Raw genomic sequence first — 24,971 nt, 5'->3', positions numbered from 1 at the left:
TCAAAGTAAATAATACGGTTATTTTTGCGGTGTGAATTATTCTAAAATAAATACAAATTCTTCAAAAACTACAACTGTAGTTTGTATTTCTATGCACACATGTATTCGCTCAACAACTACAACTACGACCCTTTAGGGGTTATTTATATTCATATTATTTAGGTCATCTATTTTTTCGTAAAAACGAAATAACATCATAAAACATAGTATATAATTTAGTATCATAAAAAGATGAAAGTATTAAAATTTGGAGGCTCATCCGTAGCAAACTCAGAAAATATAAAGAAAGTTTTAGACATTGTTTATCAAACTTCAAAAGAAATCAAAGTAGCAGTAATTGTTTCTGCATTCGCTAAAACTACTGATAAATTATTAGCTGGCGCTAAAGCAGCTTTAGAAGATATTACGGATGCTAAAGGAATTTTAGAATCCATAAAAACACTGCATTTTCAAATAATTGATGATTTAATTTCTGCAAACAAAAAAGAAGTTTCTGAAGAAATTACGTCTTTGTTTGATAGATTACAGTCTATTTACGAAGGTGTTTTTCTACTTCAAGAATTGTCTGATAAAACCCTTGCAAAAGTTTCTAGTTTTGGTGAACGTTTTTCTTCTTTCATTATCGCTAATGCTGCAAAAGAGACATACGATGCAGCTCATGGAGAAAGCAGAGATTTAATAATTACTAATGATGATTACTTAAATGCGCAAGTTAATTTCAAATTAACGAATAAGAATATTAATTCCTTTTTTGATAAAAATAAACACCAAGTTGTTGTTTTAGGCGGATTTATTTCTGCTAATCTTGACGGAGAAACAACCACTTTAGGCCGAGGAGGCTCAGATTATTCTGCATCAATTTATGCAGCTGATTTAAATGCGGATGAATTACAAATTTGGACGGATGTTAGCGGCATGTATACGGCAAATCCTAGAGTTGTAAAACAAGCCTATCCAATCTCAGAAATATCTTATGAAGAAGCAATGGAATTGTCTCATTTTGGCGCAAAAGTTTTATATCCACCAACCATTCAACCTGCTTTAAGAAAAGAAATCCCAATTAGAATTAAAAACACGTTTGATCCAGAAAATTTAGGCACCTTAATTTCTAAAAACCCTAAAAAAGGGACAGATGTGAAAGGAATTTCGCACATAGAAAATATTAGTTTAATCACTTTAGAAGGTGGCGGAATGGTAGGGATTCCGGGTTTCTCAAAACGGTTGTTTGAAACACTTTCTCAACAAAAAATTAATGTTGTTTTTATTACACAAGCCTCGTCAGAACATTCAATTTGTGTGGGAGTTTATGATAGTGATGCACCTAAAGCTAAACTATTTTTAGATGAAACTTTTAGCGTAGAAATTGAAAGAAAAAAAATAAAGCCAATTATTATAGAAAAGGATTTGGCTATTATTGCGGTTGTGGGAGAAAGCATGAAAAACCATCAAGGTTTAAGCGGACAAATGTTTAGCGCCCTGGGAAGAAATAATGTAAATGTAAGAGCAATTGCGCAAGGTTCATCAGAAAAAAACATCTCTGCTGTTATTAATAAATATGATGCAGAAAAAGCTTTAAATACCTTACATGAGCAGTTTTTTGAAGAAAAAACAAAACAATTAAACTTATTTGTTACAGGGGTTGGAAATGTTGGCGAACGCTTTTTAGCGCAACTACAGCAGCAAAAAAAATTCTTAAAAGAAAACTTAAAATTAAAAATTAGGGTTATCGGAATCTCAAATTCCAAAAAAATGGTTTTTGACAATAATGGCATCAACCTAAAAAACTGGAAAGAAAACTTAGAAAATGGGGAGCCAACAAGTTTGGATCTTTTTTACGAAAAAGTTAAAAATTCTAATCATATAAACAGTGTTTTTATCGATAATACTGCAAATCAGCAAGTTTCTGAAGTTTATGAGAAATATTTACGTCAGAGTATTTCTGTAGTAACTTGTAACAAGATTGCATGTGCTTCTAGCTTTGATAATTATAAAAAATTAAAAGAAGTTTCAAGAAAATACAATGCTTCCTTTTTATTTGAAACCAATGTTGGTGCAGGTTTGCCAATAATTGATACACTTAAAAACTTGATCAATTCTGGCGATAGAGTTCATAGAATTCAGGCAGTTTTATCAGGCAGTTTAAACTTTGTTTTTAATAATTTTGATAAGAACTCAACGTTTCATGATGTTGTTGCGCAAGCTCAAAAAGAAGGCTATACAGAACCAGACCCAAAAATTGATTTAAGTGGAGTTGATGTTGCTAGAAAGATTTTAATTTTAGCCAGAGAAAGTGGTTATCAATTAGAATTAAGTGACATTGCCAACAATCCTTTTTTACCTTTAGAAAGTTTAAATACCACTAATAACAAAGACTTTTATGCTTCTTTAATACAGCACGAAAATCATTTTCAAGATATTTACAAAGAAGCAAATGGTGAAAATTGTCGCTTAAAATATGTGGCAGAATTTAGCAACGGAAAAGCAAATGTTGGTTTACAACATATTCCTTCAGATCATCCTTTTTATAATTTGGAAGGAAGTGACAATATTGTCTTGTTTTTCACGGATCGATATCCAGAAAATCCATTAATAATAAAAGGTGCAGGCGCTGGTGCGGATGTTACAGCCTCTGGTATTTTTGCGGATGTAATTAGAATTTCTAATCAATAAAAAGTATTCAGTATATAGTTTCAATTGGCCGTAATTGGCTTACTGAAGATTGAATCTTATAAATGCAAACTAAAAAAAATGAACTATTTAAAAATCTTCGCTCCGGCAACTGTTGCCAATGTTTCCTGCGGATTTGATTCTCTCGGTTTTGCTGTAGATGCTGTTGGTGATGAAATGACATTTACAAAAACAGCAGAAAAAGGCGTAAAAATAACCAATATTACGGGGCAAATTTAACCTATAACGTCGATGAAAATGCCGCAAGTGCGGTTGTAAAAAAAATACTCAACGAAGCAAATGCTGATTTCGGAATTGAATTAACAATTCATAAAGGTTTTGCTCCAGGAAGCGGATTAGGAAGTTCTGCGGCAAGTGCTGCTGGTGCTGCTTTTGGTGCAAATCAATTATTAGGTACTATATATTCTAATCTAGAATTGACAAAATTTGCCATGTTTGGTGAAGAAGTTGCTTGTGGATCTGCGATTGCAGACAACGTTTCTGCTGCAATTTATGGTGGATTCGTGTTAGTAAGAAGCTATAATCCATTAGAAATTATCAAATTACCCGTTCCGAGTGAATTGAGAGTCGTTGCCATTCATCCGCAAATAGAAATAAAAACGAAAGACGCTAGAGCCGTTTTACCAATAGAAATTCCGTTAAAAGATGCCGTTACACAATGGGCAAATGTGGGTGGTTTAATTAGCGGTTTATACACTAATAATTACAATTTAATCAGTAATTCTTTGGTTGATATTATTGTAGAACCCGCACGCAAACCATTAATTCCGTTTTTTGATGATGTAAAAAACGCAGCAGTTAAAGCAGGGACTTTAGGTGCTGGAATTAGCGGCTCTGGACCCACAATTTTTGCACTTTGTAAAGGTGATGAAATTGCAAAAAAAGTGTACAAATCGATCAAAGAAAGCTATCAAAATACAGGAATTGATTTTGAAATGTTTATCTCAAAAATAAATCCAGAAGGAATAAGAATCATAAAATAGTTGTTGGTTTTTAGTTTTTGGTTGTTGGTTCACTCCGGCGCTAAAAACTAAAAATCAAAGACAAAAAACAAAAAAAATGAACTATTACAGTTTACACCATAAATCGCCAAAATCAACCTTTAAAAACGCTGTTGTTCAAGGACTGGCAAAAGACAGAGGAATCTATTTTCCTGATAACATTCAACAACTTCCAAAAGAATTTATAGAAAATATCTCTGATTATACAAATCAAGAAATTGCTTTTACTGTAATTAAACAGTTTGTCGGTGATGAAATTACTGCTGAAAAACTAAAAGAGATTGTTGCTAAAACTGTTTCTTTCGATTTTCCTTTGGTTAAAATTGATCATAATATTGCTTCTTTAGAATTGTTTCACGGACCAACAATGGCTTTTAAAGATGTTGGCGCTAAGTTTATGGCACAATGTTTAGAGTATTTCAACAAAGATAATGATGACGAAGTTACTGTTTTAGTGGCCACTTCTGGCGATACTGGCGGCGCAGTTGCAAACGGATTCTTAGGCGCAAAAGGCGTAAATGTGGTAATTTTATATCCATCAGGAAAAGTAAGTGATATTCAAGAAAAACAACTCACAACTTTAGGTCAGAATATTACTGCTTTAGAAGTTGACGGTGTTTTTGATGATTGTCAAGAAATGGTGAAAACCGCTTTTTTAGATGAAGAAATCACCAAAACATTAACCTCTGCAAACTCTATAAATGTTGCTCGTTGGTTGCCACAAATGTTCTATTTTTTCTTTGCCTATAAAGAATTACACAAAAAACATAAAGAGTTGGTTTTCTCTGTTCCTAGCGGAAATTTTGGAAATATTTGTGCCGGAATTATGGCACAAAAAATAGGTTTACCAATCAAACATTTTATAGCTTCTACTAATATAAACGATACAGTTCCTAATTATTTAGTGGACGGAGTCTACATACCAAAACCATCAAAAGCAACTATTTCTAACGCGATGGATGTTGGAAACCCAAGTAATTTTATCAGAATACAGGAACTTTTTAATAATGATTTAGAAACACTTAAAAATGCTTTTTCTTCATATAGTTTTACAGATGACGAAACGCGCACAACTATGAAAGAAATCTATAAAAATGCTGGTTATATTGCAGATCCTCACGGTGCGATTGGGTATTTAGGTTTAAAAAAATACGGTTTAAAAGAAAATGAATTTGGTGTTTTTCTAGAAACAGCGCATCCTGTAAAGTTTTTAGACGTTGTTGAAGACATTTTACCTGTAAAAGTTGAAATTCCGGAACAAATAAAAAAAATCATCAATAATAAGAAAGTTGCTTTTAAAGCATCTAGTTATCAAGACTTAAAAGATTTTTTAATGAAATAATAAATCTTTTAAAAAGTAAAAAGTCCTAATAATTTAAATTATTAGGACTTTTTTGTTGGCCTACAAGGACTCGAACCTTGAATGTCGGTACCAAAAACCGGTGTGTTACCAATTACACCATAGGCCAATGCTTTTATGCGGGTGCAAATTTAACCCAATCTTTTAATTTCACAAACTTTTTTTTATAAATTTTTAGTTTAACATTTTTTTATGAGCTTTACTATTATCAGAAAAGGCAAGAGAACTTACTTTTCTACATATTTATTAGTAAATTCGCCCACAGATTATTAAGTGACTTATGACATCAGAAAAATTTAAAAAATGGAACATCATCCTAGGATGGGCTGCATTTGTAATAGCTTTAATTACCTATATTCTAACTTTAGAACCAACCGTGAGTGCTTGGGATTGTGGAGAATACATCTCAACCTCTGTAAAATTAGAAGTTGGTCATCCGCCAGGAGCGCCTCTTTTTCAAATGTTAGGTGCATTTTTTGCAATGTTTACTTCGGAGGTTTCTGAAATTGCTAAAATGGTCAACTTCATGTCTGCTTTAGCAAGCGCATTTACCATTTTATTTATGTTTTGGACAATTACCAATCTAGCCAAAAAAATGGCTTTAAAAACAGGTGAAATTACTGACGGAAAATATATTGCAATTCTAGGAAGTAGTTTAGTAGGTTCTTTAGCCTACACATTTTCTGATAGTTTCTGGTTTAGTGCTGTTGAAGGGGAAGTATATGCAATGTCATCATTTTTAATGGCGTTATTATTCTGGCTAGGATTAAAATGGGAAAGTGAATTGCATCAACCAAGAGGAAATAAATGGCTAATTATTATTAGTTTTGTCGTTGGTTTATCATTCGGTGTTCACATCCTTTCTTTATTGGTGATTCCTGCAATTGTACTCTTATATTTCTTTAAAACCTATAAAACAATCAATCTAAAAACAACGGCAATTGCGACTGTAATTTCTGTGATCGTTTTAATGTTTGTCTTTAAATTTCTATTCCCTTTTACTTTAAAATTCTTTAGTGCATCAGAATTATTTTTTATCAATTCTATTGGATTGCCTTATAATTCAGGATCTATAATCGCTGCAATCACTTTAATTGCATTGTTCTATTTTGGATTAAATTACACTAGAAAAACGAAAAACATCACGGCAAATACATTCATCCTTTCTATATTATTTATTATGATTGGTTTTTCTTCTTGGATGATGTTGCCAATTAGAGCGAATGCAAATACAACGATTAACGAAAATAATCCATCCAGTGCCCGTGAGTTATTAGCGTACTATGAACGTGAACAATATGGAGATGCCAATGTTTTTTACGACACGTATTACTCAAATTCTTATAGTAGAGAGCAAGATGCTAAAAATCCTACAAAAAACGATAAGCCAAAGTATGAGCAAAAAGATGGCAAATATGTTATTGTAAATGTTTACAAAGACGTTTTACCAAACTGGTCTGATAAACACAAAGGTTTTATACCAAGAATGGTAAACCCGGCTTCAGAAGAAATGTACAAAGCTATTGCCGGTATTCCTAAAAAAAGTAACCGTAGACCAACGTTTGCTGAGAACATTAAGTTTATGGTAAGTTATCAGTTTGGCTATATGTATGGGCGCTATTTTATGTGGAATTTTGTTGGGCGTCAAAATGACACCCAAGGAAGACTAGATGTTTTTGATGGTAATTGGTTGAGCGGAATTGATGTTATTGATGAAGCGCGATTAGGCTCTCAACAACAACTTCCAGCGGATGTATTAGAAAATAAAGGTCGTAATACATATTATTTTTTACCGCTAATTTTAGGAATTATTGGCTTATTATATCAGATAAAATGGGATAAACAAAACTTTTTCACCTTGTTTATGTTCTTCATTTTTACAGGTTTTGCAATTATTTTTTATACAAACCCGAGGCCTTTTGAACCTAGAGAACGTGATTATGCCGTTGTTGGTAGTTTCTACATATTTGCTATTTGGATTGGTTTTGGAGTGCTCGCTTTATATGATTATTTAAAAAATTTGGGACCTAAAAAACCGATAGCAATTTCGGTTACTTTACTTTCAATCTTAGCTGTACCGTCTTTAATGGCTTTCGAAAACTGGGATGATCATGATCGCTCAAACAGATATACAACGCGCTTAAATGCACAAGCGTATCTAGAAAGTTGTGACCCTAACGCAATTATGTTTACTATTGGCGATAACGATACGTTTCCGCTTTGGTATATGCAAGAAGTAGAAGGCATTAGAACAGATATAAAACTAGTAAATACAAGCCTTTTTCAAACAGATTGGTATATTGACCAAATGAAACGCGCTTCTTATAAGTCTGCTCCTATTCCGTCGCAATTAACACACAATGAATATAAATATGGAACTTTAGATGTTGCATATTATTTTGCGGAGTTATTTCCTCAATTAAAGGATTCTGTGCTAGATTTAGACAGTTATATGAAATGGATTAGAAGCGATAGCAAAAGAACTTTTTATGATTTAGATGATGATGGAAATCCTGAAAAAATATTGCCAACTAATAAAATCAGAATTCCGGTTAACAAAGAAAATGTTTTAAAATATGGTATTGTTGCTCAAAAAGATGCAGATAAAATTGTGCCTTATATAGACATTACTGTTGATAGAGCTTTGGCTAAAAACACCATTTTAATGTTAGATATTTTAAATAATTTTAATTGGGAACGTCCTATTTATTTTACGGGTGGTTCTAATACTGATAGCGAATATATTTGGCTAAAAGATTATTTACAGCTAGATGGGGTTGCTTTTAAATTGGTGCCGATAAAAACACCAACGAAAATTTATAATAAAAACGGACAATTAGAAAGAGAACTAAGTTTGTTTGATATTGGTAGAATCGATTCTGAGAAAATGTACAAAAATGTACAAAAGTGGGATTGGAGAAATATTAACGACGGCAAAATTTATTTAGATGAACAAACCAAAAGAAATTCCATCTCTTTACGAAATAGTTTAATGCGCTTATCTGCTGCTTTTGCAATTGAAGGTGATACTTTAAAAGCAATTGAAATGTTAGATTTATCATTAGATAAACTACCAATCAAGGATTTTGATCATTACAGTTTGTCTATGGAATACCCCGAAATGTATTATAAATTAGGCGAACAAGAAAAAGCGAGAGCCGCGGCAAAAACCTTAATTAAATTATTTAAAGACAAATTAGTTTGGTATAGTACGTTCACTAAGGATGAGTTTGATATGGTTTTTGATGAATTTGATATGACTTTTAGATATTTATATAGAGGCGTTATCGATCAAATTGTAGAGCATGATACGGATGAAAAATTCGTACTGGAAATTCAAAACGAATTCAATCAAACATTACAATTGTTTGACCATATTATTCCGGAAGAGAAAGCAGAATGAAACTAGTTTTATAATTTAACATCGTGCTTTATAAATTTTTAAATTTAAAGTATATATCGCGGTGATTTTAAGCAGTGTAAAGATCACTATTTAAAACACAAATAATAATTAAAAATAAATACAAACACCAAAGTTCAATTAGATACTTTGGTGTTTGTATTTTTATGTAATAATAAGGCCTAGAATACTAAAAGTATTGTTGCACCAAGCCAATTAAAGTATTTGCATCTTGATGTCCTGTTTGGCGCCATTTCATTTCGCCATTCTTATAAATCATAAAGGTAGGATTCCCTTTAACGCGCAAAGCATCTGCTAAAGTTTCATTCTTTTTAATGTCAATCTTTATAACTTTTGCTCTATCTCCTAGAGCTGCCGCAACGTCTCTTAAAATATCCAAACTATTTTCAACCTCGTCCCAATCAGCATAAAAATCGATTAAAACAGGTTTATCAACACTAATTAATTCTCCAAATTTTGTCATAACAATACGTTTTTAAGGAAATAAAAACTGATAATTTTACAATTGTACTATTACAAATATAACAATTCTTAATAAATATACTGATTATCAACCTTTTTTCAATTCGATTACTGTAATTTCTGGCCAAATACCTACCCTTCCTGGAAAAGCATGATAACCAAAGCCTCTGTTTACATTAATAAATCTACCAAATTCTTCATACAAACCGGCCCATTGTTTATAGACATATTTAGATGGACTCCATTTTATAAAACCCGGAATTTCAATTCCCAATTGTAAACCATGTGTATGACCGCTTAAGGTAAGGTGATAGTTGAAATCGTCATTTTTAACTTTTTCTTGCCAATGACTTGGATCGTGACTCATTAAAATTTTAAAATCTTCTTTTTTTATTTTTGCGGATGCTTTTTGCAAATCTCCTGCTTGATTAAATCCTTTTCCCCAATTTTCTACTCCAAGAAGTGCAATTCTTTGTCCGTTTTTTTCTATATAACGATGTTCATCCAACAGTAAATCAAAACCAATTTTTTGATGAATATCTTTTACATCCTGAAAATTTTTGATTTTATCTTCTGGTTTTTCCCAATCCATATAATCGCCATAATCATGATTTCCAAGAATGGAATATTTACCTTCTTTTGCTTCTAACTGACTAAAAACATCAATCCAATTATCCATTTCATCCGCTTTATTATTTACGATATCACCTGTAAATAACATCAGATCAGATTTTTGCTCATTTATTAAATCAACTCCGTATTGTATTTTCTTTTTGTTGGTAAAACTCCCTGAATGAATATCAGAAATTTGTGTAATGGTATATCCATCAAAAGCTGCTGGTAAATCTTTAAACGTTAGCTGGTATTTTATTACTTTATAATTATACTTTCCTTGCACAATACCATAGATAAAAGATACAAACGGAATTGCAGCCAAACCCAAAGCAACTTGCGATACAAATTTTCTTCGACCAACTAAAGGCTGCGTATCTGTATTTGAGATTGCAGAAATTGCTTTTAAAACTGATCGATATATATCCTCGCCAAAAAGAACTATCAGAATTACCAATTTAGGAACTAAAACCGTCAGCAATAAACCAACCGCCATTTGAAATTTTGGCGTTTGCCCGTCGCTTCTAGAATAGTTTAACATAATTACCAAAAAATTGATATAAGCAGCAACACTTATAAGCAAAAAACCATAGCGTAAAAACTTACTTTTAGAAATCGTTTTTAAAGCTTGAAACGTATAAATTTCAAGAATTACTGTTAGAATAAGTACTATTATCAATGGAAAAATCCAACGTGGCATAAATTTATTTTTAATAATTTACAAATATAACTGTTAAAAAATGAATGAATTTTAACCTACTGTTAAAGTTTTTTTAGTAAGTTTATGAATTTTAAATTTCATAAAATAATGGATACTATTATTGCCTTTTTTGAAAACCTAACAAGTCTGCAAAAGTTTTTTTGGGTGGCTGGTTGTTTGTCTTTATTTTGGATTTTAGAAGGAATTTATCCGTTAAAAAAACATCAATACAACAAATGGAAACATGCAAAAACAAACCTTATTTTGCTGCTTTCTACCATCATTATTAATGTAGTTTTTGGCATTTTAACCGTGGGAGTCTTCATCTGGATTGATGCCAATAATTTTGGTTTATTAAACATGATTGACCTACCTGTTTGGATCGAAATCATCTTAGCAATTATGATTCTCGATTTTACATCTCAATATTTAGTGCATTATATGTTGCATAAAATTCCAGTAATGTGGCGCTTTCACACCGTGCATCATAGCGATACACATGTAGATGTAACCTCTGGAACGAGGCACCATCCAATAGATTTTATTTTTAGAGAAACCTTTGCTTTACTCGGTATTGTAATTGCGGGTTTGCCGGTTTCGTATTATTTAATGTATCGCATTTTAACAGTACTTTTTACCTATTTTTCGCATGCGGATATTCAGCTTCCACATTTTGTAGACAAAACAATTAGTTATGTTTTTATTTCGCCAAACACCCATAAGTTTCACCATCATCATACAATGCCATGGACGGATACCAACTTCGGAAATATCTTCTCTTTTTGGGATCGTCTTTTTGGAACTTTTGTTTACAAAGACACCAAAGACATTGTGTACGGCATTGATATTTTAGATGCGGAAAAAGCAGATAATATTTTATATCAATTAAAAGCACCTTTTAAAAAGGATCTAAAATCGGCAGAATACAAGGCTTAAATTCTCTATTTAATTTCTAATCTAAAAATCAAGTTCGCTTCCTGTTTTAATTAATTTTTATCAGAAATTTTTACATTTATAAATAGTCCTTGAAGTTTCCTTCTCATCATAACTTTTTGTAGTTTTATGTTTTTCAATAAAAGATACAATGTCAGACCAAAAAAGACTTTTTTTAGTTGATGCATATGCATTAATTTTCCGCGGATATTACGCATTTATAAAGAACCCGAGAATCAATTCAAAAGGGCTAGACACCTCAGCAATTATGGGTTTCATGAACTCGTTGTTAGACGTAATTAAACGCGAAAGACCCGATCATTTAGCCGTTTGTTTTGACAAAGGCGGCAGTGTAGATCGTGTTGAAATGTTTGAGGCTTACAAAGCAAATAGAGATGCAACTCCCGAAGCTATAAAATTAGCTGTTCCGTATATTTATGAAATCTTAAAAGCCATGCACATACCAATTATGGTAAAAGAAGGTTTTGAGGCGGATGACGTAATTGGTACACTTTCTAAACAAGCAGAAAAAGAAGGCTACAAAGTATATATGGTAACGCCAGATAAAGATTTTGCGCAACTCGTTTCCCAAAATATTTTTATGTACAAACCACGTTTTGGCGGTGGTTATGATATTTGGGGAGTTCCAGAAGTTTTAGAGAAATTTGAAATTACAGATCCTTTACAAGTCATCGATTTTCTTGGAATGATGGGAGATTCTGCGGATAATATTCCTGGTTTACCTGGAGTTGGAGAAAAAACTGCCAAAAAGCTTTTAGCAACGTACGGTTCTATGGAAAATTTGTTAGCAAATACCCATGAGCTAAAAGGAAAAATGAAAGAGAAGATAGAGGCTGCAAAAGAGTTAGGAATCCTTTCTAAACAATTGGCAACAATTATGCTGGATGTTCCTGTAATTTTTGACGCAACCGATTTCACTTTAGACCAGCCAGATATAGAAAAAGTAACCGAACTTTTTAACGAGTTAGAATTTAGGAATTTATTAACGAATTTCTCAAAAACTTTTGCTGATGAAAATACAGAGAAAGTAAATTCTATAGAAGAGTATTCTGAACAAGAATCAAAAAAATCAACAAAAAAAGCACCTATAAGTGCAGAAGGTCAGTTTGATTTATTTGCGGCTCCAGGAACCGGGAGTATAACTGATGAAGCAATTGCATCCGGATTTAAAAACATCGAAAATACCAATCATTTTTACCAACATATAAACTCGCCTTTATCAAGAAAAATCTTGTTGCAAAAATTAATGCAGCAAAAATCTGTTTGTTTTGATACCGAAACTACAGGTTTAAAGGCGCTAGAAGTTGAATTAATAGGAATCTCTTTTTCGTTCGAAATTGGCAAAGGATTTTATGTTTCTTTTCCGGAAGACCAAGAAGAAACAAAAACAATTTTAGAAGAATTTAGACCGTTTTTTGAAGCATCAGAAATTGAAAAAATTGGTCATAATTTAAAATACGATATCAAAGTTTTATCAAATTACAATATGCCTGTAAAAGGAGATTTGTTTGACACCATGATTGCGCATTATTTGATTAACCCAGATATGCGTCATAATATGGATATTTTGGCAGAAACCTATTTAAATTATCAGCCCGTTTCGATCACAGAATTGATTGGTAAAAAAGGGAAAAATCAGCTTTCTATGAGAGATGTGCCTATAAATGATCAAACAGAGTATGCTGTTGAAGATGCAGATATTACGCTTCAATTAAAAGAACATTTTACATCAGAATTAGAAAGTGGTAACGTTACCAAACTTTTTAATGAAGTTGAATTGCCTCTAGTTTCTGTATTAACAGCCATGGAAATTGAAGGAATTAACATCAACACAAGTTATTTAAATGAATTGTCGGTTGTGCTCACGGATGACATCAACAGACTTGAAAAAAACATTTACGAACAAGCAGGCGAAGAATTTAATATTGCATCGCCTAAACAATTAGGAATCGTTTTGTTCGAGAACATGAAGTTAGTTGATAAACCTAAAAAGACTAAAACTGGGCAATATGCTACAGGCGAAGATATTTTATCTTACTTGGCAAAAGACTATGAAATTATCCGAAATATCCAAGAATATCGTCAATATAAAAAATTACAAAGCACATATGTAGATGCGTTGCCGAATGAAGTAAATCCGAAGACAAATAGAATTCATACGGAATATATGCAGGCGGTTGCTGCAACAGGAAGATTGAGTTCTAACAATCCGAACTTACAAAACATTCCTATAAGAACAGAACGTGGACGACAAGTTAGAAAAGCGTTTATCCCTAGAGATGAAAATTACGTTTTATTGGCTGCGGATTATTCTCAAATTGAATTGCGAATTATTGCCGCTTTAAGTGAAGAAGAAACAATGATGAATGCTTTTAAAAATGGCGAAGACATTCATGCTTCCACCGCTGCAAAAGTGTTTAATATTCCTTTGGATGAAGTTACTCGCGAACAAAGAAGCAATGCGAAAACAGTTAATTTTGGTATTATATACGGCGTTTCTGCCTTCGGATTAAGCAATCAAACAGATTTGTCAAGAAGTGAAGCAAAAGAGTTGATTGATACGTATTATGAAACCTATCCGAAATTAAAAGCATACATGGCTGCACAAGTAGATTTTGCCAGAGATAACGGCTATGTAGAAACGGTTTTAAACAGACGTAGATATTTAAAAGATATCAATTCTAGAAATGCTGTGGTACGAAATGCTGCTGAAAGAAATGCTGTAAATGCGCCTATTCAGGGTTCTGCTGCAGACATTATAAAACTAGCAATGATTTCTATTTACAAGCGTTTTGAGAAAGAAAATTTTAAGTCTAAAATGTTGTTACAAGTGCATGATGAATTAGTTTTCGACGCTCATAAAGACGAGTTAGAAATCATCAAACCAATAATTAAATTCGAAATGGAAAACGCTTTTAAAATGAGTGTTCCTTTGGATGTTGAAATAGGAATTGGAGATAATTGGCTGGAAGCGCATTAAATAAACTATCGAAATATTAAAACACAGATCCCGCTAGAAAAGTAGGATTAGCAAGCTTGCCGATAAGGCTGGTTCAACTATCAACTTTGAATTCATAGCTTCGCTATTATTTTAAAATTGAGTTTCACTAAAAATAAAAATGGAATTAGATTATATTGAAGACATCGATGGGCACGAGCAAAATATTGTTCGATTGTACAATTTTAACAAAGCAGAAGCGATTCAGTTTAGAGACCTCTTAAAAGCCACAGTTATTGATAAAAAACAAAAATTAGATTTAGCTCAAGTGGAGTTTATAACTTCGCGCAATTGCAATTTAATTTTCGGCTTGTTTAAATCTGATGAAGGAATTCTCACCAAAGACAACGAAACATTTTTCTGTATTTTAACTTTAGAAGGGTTTGAGAAAATGATAAAATTGATAGAACCGTTCTGTAAAAAAGAATCTAAAGGCTATCAATATTTATATGAAATTGACAATCCGACAGATTTATTATTTTGTCCGACAGCTAGTTTTGACGACTAGGATAAAGAAGATTTTTTAAATTAAATTTGAAATTATTTTTTATCTATCAGTATACAAATCTTTTTAAGAAGATTTTTGAGGATACTATCTATCAATAATAGTTTCTTTTTTATCCGTAATTTTGCAATTACCGTTTAACGATTCTATTTCTATTCTACTTGAAACATTTCCAATATTTTAAAACTGATATTTCAGGAATTCAACTTCCCGAGAAATTTACATTTCCTTTTTATTACGAACCACATTCTTTGGCTAAAATTGCTACTGAAGAAATTCAAGAATATTTAGAATCTCAAACTGATTTTAAACATAATTTTGGACTGGATACAAGTAAAACTGATTCACCAATCGGGAAAATGTTTGGCGTTTTAATTGTACAAAACCAGAAGAATGAAGTTGGATATTTAGCGGCGTTTTCGGGCAAATTGGCGGATAAAAGCTTACCAAGAAAATTCGTTCCACCTGTTTTTAATATGAGAACAGAAGGTAGTTTTTACATTAAAGGTGAGCTTGAAATTGACAAAATAAATGCGCAATTAACTTTGCTAAAAAGCAATGAGCACTATTTATGTTTAAAAAAATCATTCAAAAAACTTACCCAAGCAATTGCTGAAGATTTAGAAAACCAAAGAAAGAAAATGAAGCTTTCCAAATCTGATCGAAAACTCCGTAAGAAAAAATCCATTTCTGTTTTAAGTGAGCTGGAAGTTAAAAATCTCACCAAAAAATTAATGCAAGAGAGTTACAATGATCAGTTTTTCTACAAAGAATTACTGGAATATTATGAAACTAAAAGCAAAAAAGAAGGAAAAGAAGTAGTTGTTTTTGAAAATAAAATTGCATTATTAAAGAAAGAACGAAAAGAAAAATCCAACTATTTACAACAAACATTATTTAGTAAATATGCTTTTTTAAATCCCCAAAAAGAATTAAAAAACTTACTAGATGTTTTTAATGATCCGGCTATAAAACCGCCTGCAGGCTCTGGAGAATGTTCTGCTCCAAAGCTATTGCAATATGCTTTTGCAAATGATTTAAAACCTATTTCTATGGCAGAATTTTGGTGGGGAATTTCTCCGAACTCAGCCGTTAGAAAGCACAAAAACTATTATCCAGCTTGCCAAAGTAGATGCAAACCAATTTTAACGCACATGTTACAAGGCCTTAAATTGGACCCTAATTTATTGTTAGAAAATTTATCAGAAAAGCAAGAACTAAAAATTATTTATGAAGACGATGTTTTAATTGTTGTAAACAAACCAGCCGAATTTTTATCTGTTCCTGGTAAAGAAATTACAGATTCTGTGTATAGTAGAATTAAAGAAAAATATCCAACAGCAACTGGCCCTTTAATTGTGCATCGGTTAGATATGTCTACATCCGGAATATTATTATTAACCAAAACGAAAGAGGCGAACAAAGTTTTGCAAAGTCAGTTTATAAATAGAACCGTTAAAAAACGGTATGTTGCGCTGCTAGATGGAAATTTATCAGAAAATAGCGGAAAAATAAAATTGCCTTTGCGAGTAGATTTAGACGACAGACCAAAACAATTGGTAGATTTTGTAAACGGAAAAAATGCTGAAACAGATTGGGAAATCATCCGAAGAGAATGCGGAAAAACAAGGGTTTATTTTTATCCTATTACTGGTAGAACACATCAATTAAGAGTCCACGCTGCTCATAAAAACGGATTAAACACTCCCATTTTTGGTGACGATCTGTATGGAAAGAAAACGAACAGATTACACCTTCATGCAGAGTTTATTGAGTTTTTTCATCCATCGACAAACGAAAAAATGAGTTTTACAGTAGATGCTGAATTCTAAAAAAGCGAAAAACCAAGTCCGAAAGAAACGCTGTCTAATCTATTGTTTTCAAAACCAACAATTCCCTTTCTGTGGTAATCTAATCTTACAATAGTGTTCCATCTTTTTTCGCCTGCAAATTGAATCCCAAATCCTACGCCAAAATAATTTCCATCAGGATACCTAGAAGAAGGAGTCCACATTTTACCATAACGCACTTCTATAAAATGTGCGTCATCCTCAAATTCGGTTATATTATATTTTAAACTTCCATAAGTTGGGAACGCACTTACTGCGTAATTCCAATGATAATCGTAGCCTACATTAAAGCCAACAGCCAGTCTTCATTGAAATTTGTACCCAAAACCTACTCTAAAAAATAATGCTGACGGAACCAAAAAAGTTTCACCATCATCATTAGAAATAGGATAGTTTTAATGAATACCTAACGTAAAATTAACATCACCCGTAATAAAAGGTCTTCCTAATTTTTCTTGCGAAAAGACGATGTAAAAAATAAAGAGAAACATAAAAGTGAGTAATACTTTTTTCATAAGTAAATTTAAGACAAACAGAACACCAAAAACTATTCCGTTTTAACTCTCTTGTAAAATAGTAGAAAAGTTAATTTGTAATATCTTGATACATCAATTTTATCCGTAATTTCGCAAATGAATTATGAGCATTATTTCTAAAGACATACAAAAAGCAATTGCTTTATTAACGAACGAAGAATTGGTGGCAATTCCTACTGAAACAGTGTATGGATTAGCTGGAAATATCTTTAGCGAAAAAGCGATTAAAAGTATTTTCGATACTAAAAAACGACCTTTTTTTAATCCGTTAATTGTGCATATTTCCTCTATGGATGAATTAGAAACGATTGTTTCTGAAGTTCCTGAAAAAGCAAAACTATTAGCTAAAACTTTTTGGCCAGGTTCGATGACGTTGGTGCTAAAAAAGCAGAAAAATATTCCTGATATGATTACTGCTGGCAAAGATACCGTTGCTGTGCGTGTGCCAAATCACCCTCTAACTTTAGAACTTTTACAAAAATTACCTTTTCCTTTGGCCGCGCCAAGTGCAAATCCTTTTAGTAGCATTAGCCCTACAAAACCAGCACACGTAGAACGTTATTTTAAAAATGATATTCAAATGGTTTTAGATGGTGGTGCTTGTAAAAACGGAATTGAATCTACCATTATAGGTTTTGAAAACGGCGAACCAATTATATACAGATTAGGCGCTTTATCTTTAGAGGATATTGAAGCTGTAGTTGGTAAAGTTGAAATAAAAAATAAGAAAGAAGAAAGTCCGGATGCTCCAGGAATGTTAGATAAGCATTATTCGCCTGCAACTAATACGGTTTTAACTTCGGATATTACATCAGAAATTAAAAAATATTTACCTAAAAAAATTGGGGTTTTAGCTTTTAATTCCTCCTTTAAAACGCATGCTATTTTTACTGAAATCGTCTTATCTACAACTAGTGATTTACAAGAAGCAGCCTCAAAATTATATGATGCTTTGCATGAATTAGATTCTTTAAATTTGGATGTTATTATTGCAGAAAAACTACCTGAAACAGGTTTAGGAAAATCTATAAATGACCGTTTGCAAAGAGCTGCTTTTAGTTCCTAATTTGCTTTTCATCTTTCAATAGCGAAAATAAAACCGTTCTAAAAAATGAAAGTAAAACACTAAAAAGTAACGCAGTAAAAAATCCAGGAACTTCAAAGCCATCCACTAATTTATCAGCTAATAAAATAATTATTGCATTTATTACAAACAGAAATAATCCTAAAGTTACAATCGTTGCTGGCAATGTGAAAAATACTAGAAGTGGTCTTACGAACATATTTAATAACGAAATTACAATAGCAACAATTACTGCTGTTGTATAGTCTATGACAGTCACTCCTGGTAAAATTTTAGCTAAAACAACTACTGCTAAAGCGGTTAATAAAATTTTTAAAAAGGTTTTCATATCTTCTAATTTTCCCTAAATATAGCGAAAATTATACCAAAAATAAATAACAGAAAATTTGGCAGATTTAAAGACAACTTTTAAAAAAGAATAGCCAATAAATAATACAAGAGAGGGTCTAACCTCTCTGTATGGTAGTATATTTATTAAGAAACTAATACTTGTAATTCTTTCTTTTTTACTGTTTTATTTACTGATTTTTCATCAGAAGATAAGGTCCATTGCATTCCTTTCTGATACGTTTTAATACTGTTATCATCCGTAGGATCCATCACCATTAAATAAATCCATTCGTTATCTAACAGCGACTTTAAATTTTCATTTCTTGTTAAAATATCGATAATTCTTGGCAAAGGCGCGTTAATAAGTACAGACAAACGCAGCGGTTGGTGATACATTTTTGAATCAGTTTTACTTACCGATTGCAACGGTAAACCCATTTTTAAATCACCGCCATTACCTTGCACTACTCCAAATCTACCAGTAACATTATGTGTTGTTTTAGAACCACCACCAAAGATATTATTATCTACAGTAGAAAAATAATAGTGGTTGTTTATCCATTGTGTTAGAATGTAAACCCAAGGCATAAAATCATAAATTTAGATTGATATCTAATGATAAATTTTTATTAATTATAAATTCTTCTAAATAATTTACAAAGTTTTTAGCAATAGTTTTTAGCAGAAATAAATTCTTTAAAAAAGTTTATTAATAAAGGTTGTAAAGAGTGATGACTAATAATTAGTGGTAAAAAAAATTAGTAAATTAGTTGCTTTTCTAATAATCGATCTTCTGTAGCTTTGCGTTCTAACTCCGCCTGAAATTCCTCCATAACTGGTTTTACAGTACTCTCCGGAATATCTTCAACTTTAATATACATTAATCCGTCAATTGCATTGTTAAATTTTGGATCTACATTAAAAGCGACCAAACGAGCGTTTTGTTTCACGTATTTTTTAATTAAAACAGGGATTCTTAAAGCTCCTGGTTCAATTTCATCAATTATTTTATCAAATTTTTGCATGTCCGCTTTCGTAGCGTCAAACACAAAGTCTTTATCAGCATCTTTTAATTTTACTTTATACTCTTTCTTCGGACGAATATATTGTGCTATATAAGGATCATAATAATGAGATTTCATAAACTCTATCATTAAGGATTTAGAGAAATCTGAAAACTGATTGCTTATAGAAACACCTCCAATTAAATATTTATATTCTGGATACCGCAACGTAACGTGCACGATTCCTTTCCACAATAAAAATAATGGCATTGGTTTTTGTTGATATTCAGAAATAATAAAAGCGCGTCCCATTTCTATGCTGTTTTCCATCATTTGATGCAGCTCTGGTTCAATTCTAAACAAGGTGTGTATATAAAAACCGTTAATTCCGTGTTCTTTATAAATCTCTTTTCCAAGACCCATTCTGTAAGCTCCTACTAAACAATTAACTTCTTTATCCCACAAAAATAAATGGTGATAATACTTGTCATAGATATCTAAATCTATGGCTTTATTTGTGCCTTCACCAACATCTCTAAAAGTTATTTCTCGCAACCTTCCAATTTCGTTCAATAAATTAGGAATCTCTTTTGCGCTTGCAAAAAACACCTCATAATTTTTACTTTCTAAAAGTCTACCGTCTTTTTCTCTTAAAATATTTACTTCTTTCATAAAGAAATCTACATTTTTTTGAAGAGTGATTTTTTTTGCTGGTCGTTTAATCTTAATATTCTGAGCAGAAATTAACCTATGCGCTTTTTCAAACGGATTTGCCAACATATAAGTTTTCTTTCTTATGAAATCAGAAAAGGCATTAATATTTTCAAATTCTTTCTGGTCCTTTACAGAAATTGGCTTCCCAATTCTTATTTTAATGACCTTATTTTTTTGATTAAGTAATTCTGATGGTAGTTTCGCTGTTCTTAAAGTTCCACTAATTTTATTTAAAATATAAAAAGACTTACTGTTTTTTGCATGAAAATAAATTGGAATAATAGGTACTTCGGCTTTTTTAATTAATCTTACAGCACCTTTTTCCCAAGGCTTATCTACCATCAACTTACCTTCTTTAAAAGTAGACACTTCGCCAGCTGGAAAAATACCTAAAGGATTTCCTGCTCTTAAATGACCTAAAGCTTCTTTAATTCCTCCAATACTTGATTTAGCACTTTTAAGATCCTCGAAAGGATTTACTGGGATTGTGTGAGGTTTTAGTGGTTCAATTCTATGAATCAAAAAATTGGAAAGAGTTTTATAATCAGAACGATGCTCTAATAAAATCTTCAAAATTAATATACCATCTATGCCGCCTAAAGGATGATTCGAAACAGTAATAAAAGCACCGTTTTTTGGTATTCTTTTAAGATCTTCTTTTGGCACTTCGAATTCAACTTCTAAATCGTCAAGAACACTGTCTAAAAAATCTGAAACAGATTTGTCTTTATTCTTTTCATAGATTTTATTGATAGAAGAAATACGCAATATTCTAATAAGTAACCAACCTACAAAGATGCCTAGAAAACCAAATTTCTTTAACCCTATTACTTGTGCAATTTCTTTAGATGTAACTAATGCCATAAATTAAAATTAGACGCATGTGCAAATCTACTAAAAAAATTAAAGCAACATTTTATTAATTTGGTTTCACTACAATTTGAGACGTCTCTTTATTAATTTGAGTTAATAATGAAACACCCTTTTCTTCTATAATAGCTATGGCTTTTGTGTCAAAATGACGCACCGTATATAAATCTACCTCGTTCTGTACTTCAATTTTAAATTGTGCTTTTAGTTCATTATAAAAGTCTTCAAATTTATTAAATTTATTGTCAATGCAAACAGAAAAGCTAATGGCTGAATTCTGAATTAAATTTACTTTTAATTGATAATCATGCAATTTTTGAAAAATATAACTAATATTATTTTCTACCATAAAAGAAAAATCTAAGGCCGAAATTGAAATTAAAATCTGATTTTTCTTTACAATAAAACAAGGAATATACGGGACTAAAGAAGCTCCTTTAGAAACTTTAGTACCTGTTTCTTTGGGATTTAAAAATGAACGAACTAGCAACGGAATTTCCTTTTTTTGCAAAGGTTGTAATGTTTTTGGATGAATTACGGAAGCGCCATAAAAAGCCATTTCTATGGCTTCTTCATAAGAAATTTGCGCTAACAAAGTGGTATCGGTAAAAACCCTTGGATCTGCATTTAAAACTCCTTCTACATCTTTCCAAATAGTAACACTTTCAGCATCTAAGCAATACGCAAAAATACCTGCTGTATAATCAGATCCTTCTCTACCTAAAGTTGTTGTGTTTTCCGTATCGTTTGCAGCAATAAAACCTTGCGTAATATTTATTTTTGTAGCATCAACTTTTTTTATAATAATTGCCTCTGTAAGTTCCCAATCTACTTTTGCATCTCTGTAATTGCTATCGGTTTTTATATAATTTCGCACATCAAACCAACTATTTTCTGTACCCATTTTAGATAAGTAGGCACTTACAATTCTACTTGATAAAAGCTCTCCAAAACAAATAATTTGATCATAAACGTAATTATATCTTTGTGATGCATTTCTGGCTAAAAACCAACCTAATTCACCAAAAAGAATATCTACATCCCTATAAACAGCATCTTCTTTATCAAAAAGAGAGCTCATAATATTTTTATGATACTCTTCAATAAAGGTTAATTTATTGGGTAATTCATCCGATTTAGTAAAATATGCATCTACAACTTCTTCAAAAGCATTTGTTATTTTTCCCATAGCAGAAATAACTACTAAGGTATCTTTAGCGCCTTCATTTTTAATGATTGAAGCCACATTTTTCACACCTTCTGCATCTTTTATCGATGCGCCACCAAACTTAAAAATCTTCATTATTAATTCTATTATTTTAAATTTATTACCTCCAAAAAGGTTTTCTTGTTTTTCTAATCAAATTATTACTGGACTAAATTTTAGTTCCCGCTAAAAAAGCGGGATTAGTTCTGCTAACTAATTTAAATAAATCACTTTACGATTCTTAAATTAGCGTTTCACTAATATATTTTGATAAATTTTCTTTATTCATTTGCACAACCGACCAATCACTTAAATAAGTAGCTCCTGTGCTTTTATAAAAATTGATTGCATTTGTATTCCAATCAATTACTTCCCAAGCAACTCTGTTAAAATTATGATCATGAGCATATTTTAAAACAGCCGTATACAAAGCTTTACCAGCGCCTATTTTTCGCTTACTTTGCGTTACCATTAAATCCTCTAAGTGAATTGATTTCCCTTTCCAAGTTGAATATCGTTCGTAAAACAAAGCGATACCAATAACTACAGCATTTTCTTCTGCAACAAAAGTTTTAAATTTGGGGTTATCAGAAAAGCCATCTTTTAATAAATCTTCAACCGTAATTTCTACAGCATCTGGTTCTTTTTCAAAAACTGCCAATTCTGTTATTAGATCTAAAATAGCCTTTACATCTTGTTTTTGTCCTTCTCTTATTATGAAACTCATTTTCTAAAAATTTGACCAAAGATAGTTGTTTTGCCATTGCTCAAAAATATTTGATGTTTTTGAACATTTATTTTTGATTTGTTAAAAATTTACGCATTTCAAAAGAAAACATTGTTTTTTTTTACATTAAAAACCTTGATTACGAAAAGGATATAGTGAAAAAAATAGCATCTTTGTAAAATCAACATACCAAAAAAAATGACTACACAAAAACAAACTTTAGGGGAATTTATTATTGAAAATCAATCTTCATTTAGATATAGTTCTGGTGAACTTTCTAGACTAATTAACTCTATAAGATTAGCCGCAAAAGTAGTAAATCACGAAGTTAACAAAGCGGGTTTAGTAGATATTCTTGGTACAGCTGGCGATACAAACATTCAAGGTGAAGACCAACAAAAGCTGGATGTTTACGCTAATGAAAAATTCATTCAAACATTAACTAAGAGAAATATTGTCTGTGGTATTGCAAGTGAAGAAGAAGATAGTTTTATAACTATTAATAGCCAAGATGAAAACAATCAAAATAAATATGTTGTTCTAATTGACCCATTAGATGGTTCTTCTAATATTGATGTAAATGTTTCTGTAGGAACTATTTTCTCTATTTACAGACGTATTACTCCAGTTGGAACGCCTGTTCAACTAGAAGATTTTCTACAAAAAGGAAGTGAGCAAGTTGCTGCTGGTTATGTAGTTTATGGCACTTCTACAATGTTGGTGTACACAACTGGTTATGGGGTAAATGGTTTTACATTAAATCCTGCAATTGGTTCTTTTTACTTATCACATCCTAATATGAAGTTCCCAGAAGATGGAAATATTTATTCTGTAAATGAAGGGAATTATTTGGATTTTCCTCTTGGGATAAAAAAATACATAAAATACTGTCAGGAAGAAGCAGGAGAAAGACCTTACACAAGCAGATATATTGGTTCTTTAGTTTCTGATTTTCATAGAAATATGATTAAAGGCGGAATTTACATGTATCCTAAAGGTTCTAGAAATCCTAACGGAAAATTACGTTTATTATATGAATGTAATCCTATGGCTTTTATTGCAGAACAAGCAAACGGGAAATCTTCTGATGGCTATACAAGAACAATGGATGTTGAGCCAACAGAATTACACCAAAGAGTTTCTTTTGTTTGCGGAAGTAAAAACATGGTTGAAAAAGTAGAAGAATTTATGCGTGAGTTTGGAGAATAAGTCCTTTCTATTCAACTATAAATTATGAAAACACAATCTATTTGTTAAACTATCTTTTAATGTTTAAATTTGTGGTAGAAAAAATTAATTATTCAACTTAAATATAAAAAATTATGGCTTTTGAATTACCAGAATTAGGATACGCGCACGACGCATTAGAACCAAATATTGATGCTAGAACCATGGAAATACATCATGGAAAACATCACCAAGGATATACAAATAACTTAAACAACGCAGTTGCTGGAACTGATTTAGAAGGAAAATCTATTGAAGATATTCTTGGAAATTTAGATATGAGTAATGGTGCTGTTAGAAATAATGGAGGTGGGTTTTACAATCACTCTTTATTCTGGACCGTGATGAATCCGGAAGATAAAGGTTATTTATCTGGAGACTTAAAAGACGCTATCGAAGCTGCTTTTGGTTCTAAGGATGCGTTTATTGAAGCTTTCTCTAAAGCTGCTGCAACACAATTTGGTTCTGGTTGGGCTTGGTTATGTGTGCATCCAGGAGGAAAAGTAGAAGTTTGTTCTACGCCAAATCAAGACAATCCATTAATGCCAAGTGTTACTTGTGGAGGAACTCCAATTTTAGGATTAGATGTTTGGGAACATGCTTATTATTTAAACTACCAAAACAGAAGACCAGATTATATTAGTGCTTTCTTTAAAGTTGTTAACTGGAACGAAGTTGAAAAAAGATATGCTGCAGCTAAATAAGTAACTCAGTTACTTTC

Annotated in this window: 18 protein-coding genes, 1 tRNA gene and 1 pseudogene; 11 read left to right on the top strand and 9 right to left on the bottom strand. The window is 31.6% G+C overall.

Annotated elements, in window-relative coordinates; genetic code table 11:
* Positions 1-231 precede the first annotated feature (231 nt).
* From thrA to thrC, 3 genes and pseudogenes are all read left to right on the top strand, one after another.
* Positions 232-2,670: a bifunctional aspartate kinase/homoserine dehydrogenase I gene (gene thrA / locus BST83_RS18055; protein ID WP_104811139.1), complete on the top strand. Its 2,439-nt coding sequence runs from the start codon at positions 232-234 to the stop codon at positions 2,668-2,670.
* Between the two features lie 78 nt (positions 2,671-2,748).
* Positions 2,749-3,671: pseudogene (locus BST83_RS18050) on the top strand (homoserine kinase).
* 76 nt (positions 3,672-3,747) lie between these two features.
* Positions 3,748-5,031 (top strand): threonine synthase, encoded by a 1,284-nt coding sequence (thrC, locus tag BST83_RS18045; RefSeq protein ID WP_104811138.1) that lies wholly within the window; start codon positions 3,748-3,750, stop codon positions 5,029-5,031.
* Between the two features lie 55 nt (positions 5,032-5,086).
* Here thrC and BST83_RS18040 read toward each other — a convergent pair.
* A tRNA-Gln gene (locus BST83_RS18040) sits at positions 5,087-5,158 on the bottom strand.
* A 171-nt stretch (positions 5,159-5,329) separates the two neighbouring features.
* Between BST83_RS18040 and BST83_RS18035 the strand changes: the two genes are divergently transcribed.
* Entirely contained in the window at positions 5,330-8,452 is a 3,123-nt protein-coding gene (locus tag BST83_RS18035) for a glycosyltransferase family 117 protein (RefSeq protein ID WP_104811137.1), read from the top strand.
* 187 nt (positions 8,453-8,639) lie between these two features.
* Here BST83_RS18035 and BST83_RS18030 read toward each other — a convergent pair whose 3' ends face one another.
* Positions 8,640-8,933, bottom strand: coding sequence for a thioredoxin family protein (locus tag BST83_RS18030; protein ID WP_104811136.1), 294 nt, complete (start codon positions 8,931-8,933; stop codon positions 8,640-8,642).
* A gap of 87 nt (positions 8,934-9,020) precedes the next feature.
* On the bottom strand, positions 9,021-10,244 hold the full coding sequence (locus BST83_RS18025) for a metallophosphoesterase (protein ID WP_104811135.1): 1,224 nt from the start codon (positions 10,242-10,244) through the stop codon (positions 9,021-9,023).
* Between the two features lie 108 nt (positions 10,245-10,352).
* Between BST83_RS18025 and BST83_RS18020 the strand changes: the two genes are divergently transcribed.
* From BST83_RS18020 to BST83_RS18005, 4 genes are all read left to right on the top strand, one after another.
* On the top strand, positions 10,353-11,180 hold the full coding sequence (locus BST83_RS18020) for a sterol desaturase family protein (protein WP_104811134.1): 828 nt from the start codon (positions 10,353-10,355) through the stop codon (positions 11,178-11,180).
* A 148-nt stretch (positions 11,181-11,328) separates the two neighbouring features.
* Positions 11,329-14,178, top strand: coding sequence for a DNA polymerase I (polA, locus tag BST83_RS18015; RefSeq protein WP_104811133.1), 2,850 nt, complete (start codon positions 11,329-11,331; stop codon positions 14,176-14,178).
* Between the two features lie 139 nt (positions 14,179-14,317).
* Positions 14,318-14,704: a hypothetical protein gene (locus BST83_RS18010; RefSeq protein WP_104811132.1), complete on the top strand. Its 387-nt coding sequence runs from the start codon at positions 14,318-14,320 to the stop codon at positions 14,702-14,704.
* 158 nt (positions 14,705-14,862) lie between these two features.
* Positions 14,863-16,533, top strand: coding sequence for an RluA family pseudouridine synthase (locus tag BST83_RS18005; protein ID WP_104811131.1), 1,671 nt, complete (start codon positions 14,863-14,865; stop codon positions 16,531-16,533).
* Here the strand turns inward: BST83_RS18005 and BST83_RS20905 are convergent.
* On the bottom strand, positions 16,530-16,730 hold the full coding sequence (locus tag BST83_RS20905; RefSeq protein WP_240614862.1) for a hypothetical protein: 201 nt from the start codon (positions 16,728-16,730) through the stop codon (positions 16,530-16,532). The genes BST83_RS18005 and BST83_RS20905 overlap by 4 nt on opposite strands.
* Positions 16,731-17,190: 460 nt before the next feature.
* On the opposite strand from BST83_RS20905, the gene BST83_RS17995 reads away from it, so the two are divergent.
* The gene (locus tag BST83_RS17995) at positions 17,191-18,153 is read left to right on the top strand and encodes an L-threonylcarbamoyladenylate synthase (RefSeq protein ID WP_104811130.1); all 963 of its coding nucleotides are present in this window, start codon (positions 17,191-17,193) and stop codon (positions 18,151-18,153) included.
* On the opposite strand, the gene BST83_RS17990 is transcribed toward BST83_RS17995, so the two are convergent.
* The 5 genes from BST83_RS17990 to BST83_RS17970 form a co-directional block, all read right to left on the bottom strand.
* Complete coding sequence (locus BST83_RS17990) at positions 18,143-18,499, bottom strand: phage holin family protein (RefSeq protein WP_104811129.1); 357 nt, start codon at positions 18,497-18,499, stop codon at positions 18,143-18,145. The two genes, BST83_RS17995 and BST83_RS17990, sit on opposite strands and share 11 nt — an antisense overlap.
* Positions 18,500-18,645: 146 nt before the next feature.
* Positions 18,646-19,089 carry a putative inorganic carbon transporter subunit DabA gene (locus BST83_RS17985; protein ID WP_240614861.1) on the bottom strand — a complete coding sequence of 148 codons (444 nt, stop codon included), beginning with the start codon at positions 19,087-19,089 and terminating at the stop codon, positions 18,646-18,648.
* Positions 19,090-19,259: 170 nt separating this feature from the next.
* Positions 19,260-21,083 carry a GNAT family N-acyltransferase gene (locus BST83_RS17980; protein WP_104811128.1) on the bottom strand — a complete coding sequence of 608 codons (1,824 nt, stop codon included), beginning with the start codon at positions 21,081-21,083 and terminating at the stop codon, positions 19,260-19,262.
* A gap of 55 nt (positions 21,084-21,138) precedes the next feature.
* The gene (locus tag BST83_RS17975; RefSeq protein WP_104811127.1) at positions 21,139-22,392 is read right to left on the bottom strand and encodes an aspartate kinase; all 1,254 of its coding nucleotides are present in this window, start codon (positions 22,390-22,392) and stop codon (positions 21,139-21,141) included.
* Between the two features lie 145 nt (positions 22,393-22,537).
* On the bottom strand, positions 22,538-23,023 hold the full coding sequence (locus tag BST83_RS17970) for a GNAT family N-acetyltransferase (RefSeq protein ID WP_104811126.1): 486 nt from the start codon (positions 23,021-23,023) through the stop codon (positions 22,538-22,540).
* A gap of 198 nt (positions 23,024-23,221) precedes the next feature.
* On the opposite strand from BST83_RS17970, the gene fbp reads away from it, so the two are divergent.
* Complete coding sequence (fbp, locus tag BST83_RS17965; RefSeq protein ID WP_104811125.1) at positions 23,222-24,232, top strand: class 1 fructose-bisphosphatase; 1,011 nt, start codon at positions 23,222-23,224, stop codon at positions 24,230-24,232.
* 113 nt (positions 24,233-24,345) lie between these two features.
* Complete coding sequence (locus BST83_RS17960; RefSeq protein ID WP_104811124.1) at positions 24,346-24,954, top strand: superoxide dismutase; 609 nt, start codon at positions 24,346-24,348, stop codon at positions 24,952-24,954.
* The last annotated feature ends 17 nt before the right edge of the window (positions 24,955-24,971 follow it).

It is taken from the genome of Polaribacter filamentus (genome assembly GCF_002943715.1).
GTDB lineage: Bacteria > Bacteroidota > Bacteroidia > Flavobacteriales > Flavobacteriaceae > Polaribacter > Polaribacter filamentus.
This window is presented reverse-complemented; position numbering and strand designations above follow the sequence as displayed.

Coding starts and splice junctions, on each gene's coding strand:
- thrC (WP_104811138.1), top strand. CDS start 3,748: ATGAACTATTACAGTTTACACCATAAATCGCCAAAATCAACCTTTAAA.
- BST83_RS17990 (WP_104811129.1), bottom strand. CDS start 18,499: ATGAAAACCTTTTTAAAAATTTTATTAACCGCTTTAGCAGTAGTTGTT.
- thrA (WP_104811139.1), top strand. CDS start 232: ATGAAAGTATTAAAATTTGGAGGCTCATCCGTAGCAAACTCAGAAAAT.
- BST83_RS18030 (WP_104811136.1), bottom strand. CDS start 8,933: ATGACAAAATTTGGAGAATTAATTAGTGTTGATAAACCTGTTTTAATC.
- fbp (WP_104811125.1), top strand. CDS start 23,222: ATGACTACACAAAAACAAACTTTAGGGGAATTTATTATTGAAAATCAA.
- BST83_RS18025 (WP_104811135.1), bottom strand. CDS start 10,244: ATGCCACGTTGGATTTTTCCATTGATAATAGTACTTATTCTAACAGTA.
- polA (WP_104811133.1), top strand. CDS start 11,329: ATGTCAGACCAAAAAAGACTTTTTTTAGTTGATGCATATGCATTAATT.
- BST83_RS18020 (WP_104811134.1), top strand. CDS start 10,353: ATGGATACTATTATTGCCTTTTTTGAAAACCTAACAAGTCTGCAAAAG.
- BST83_RS17960 (WP_104811124.1), top strand. CDS start 24,346: ATGGCTTTTGAATTACCAGAATTAGGATACGCGCACGACGCATTAGAA.
- BST83_RS17985 (WP_240614861.1), bottom strand. CDS start 19,089: ATGCCTTGGGTTTACATTCTAACACAATGGATAAACAACCACTATTAT.
- BST83_RS18035 (WP_104811137.1), top strand. CDS start 5,330: ATGACATCAGAAAAATTTAAAAAATGGAACATCATCCTAGGATGGGCT.
- BST83_RS17975 (WP_104811127.1), bottom strand. CDS start 22,392: ATGAAGATTTTTAAGTTTGGTGGCGCATCGATAAAAGATGCAGAAGGT.
- BST83_RS17970 (WP_104811126.1), bottom strand. CDS start 23,023: ATGAGTTTCATAATAAGAGAAGGACAAAAACAAGATGTAAAGGCTATT.
- BST83_RS18010 (WP_104811132.1), top strand. CDS start 14,318: ATGGAATTAGATTATATTGAAGACATCGATGGGCACGAGCAAAATATT.
- BST83_RS17995 (WP_104811130.1), top strand. CDS start 17,191: ATGAGCATTATTTCTAAAGACATACAAAAAGCAATTGCTTTATTAACG.
- BST83_RS17980 (WP_104811128.1), bottom strand. CDS start 21,083: ATGGCATTAGTTACATCTAAAGAAATTGCACAAGTAATAGGGTTAAAG.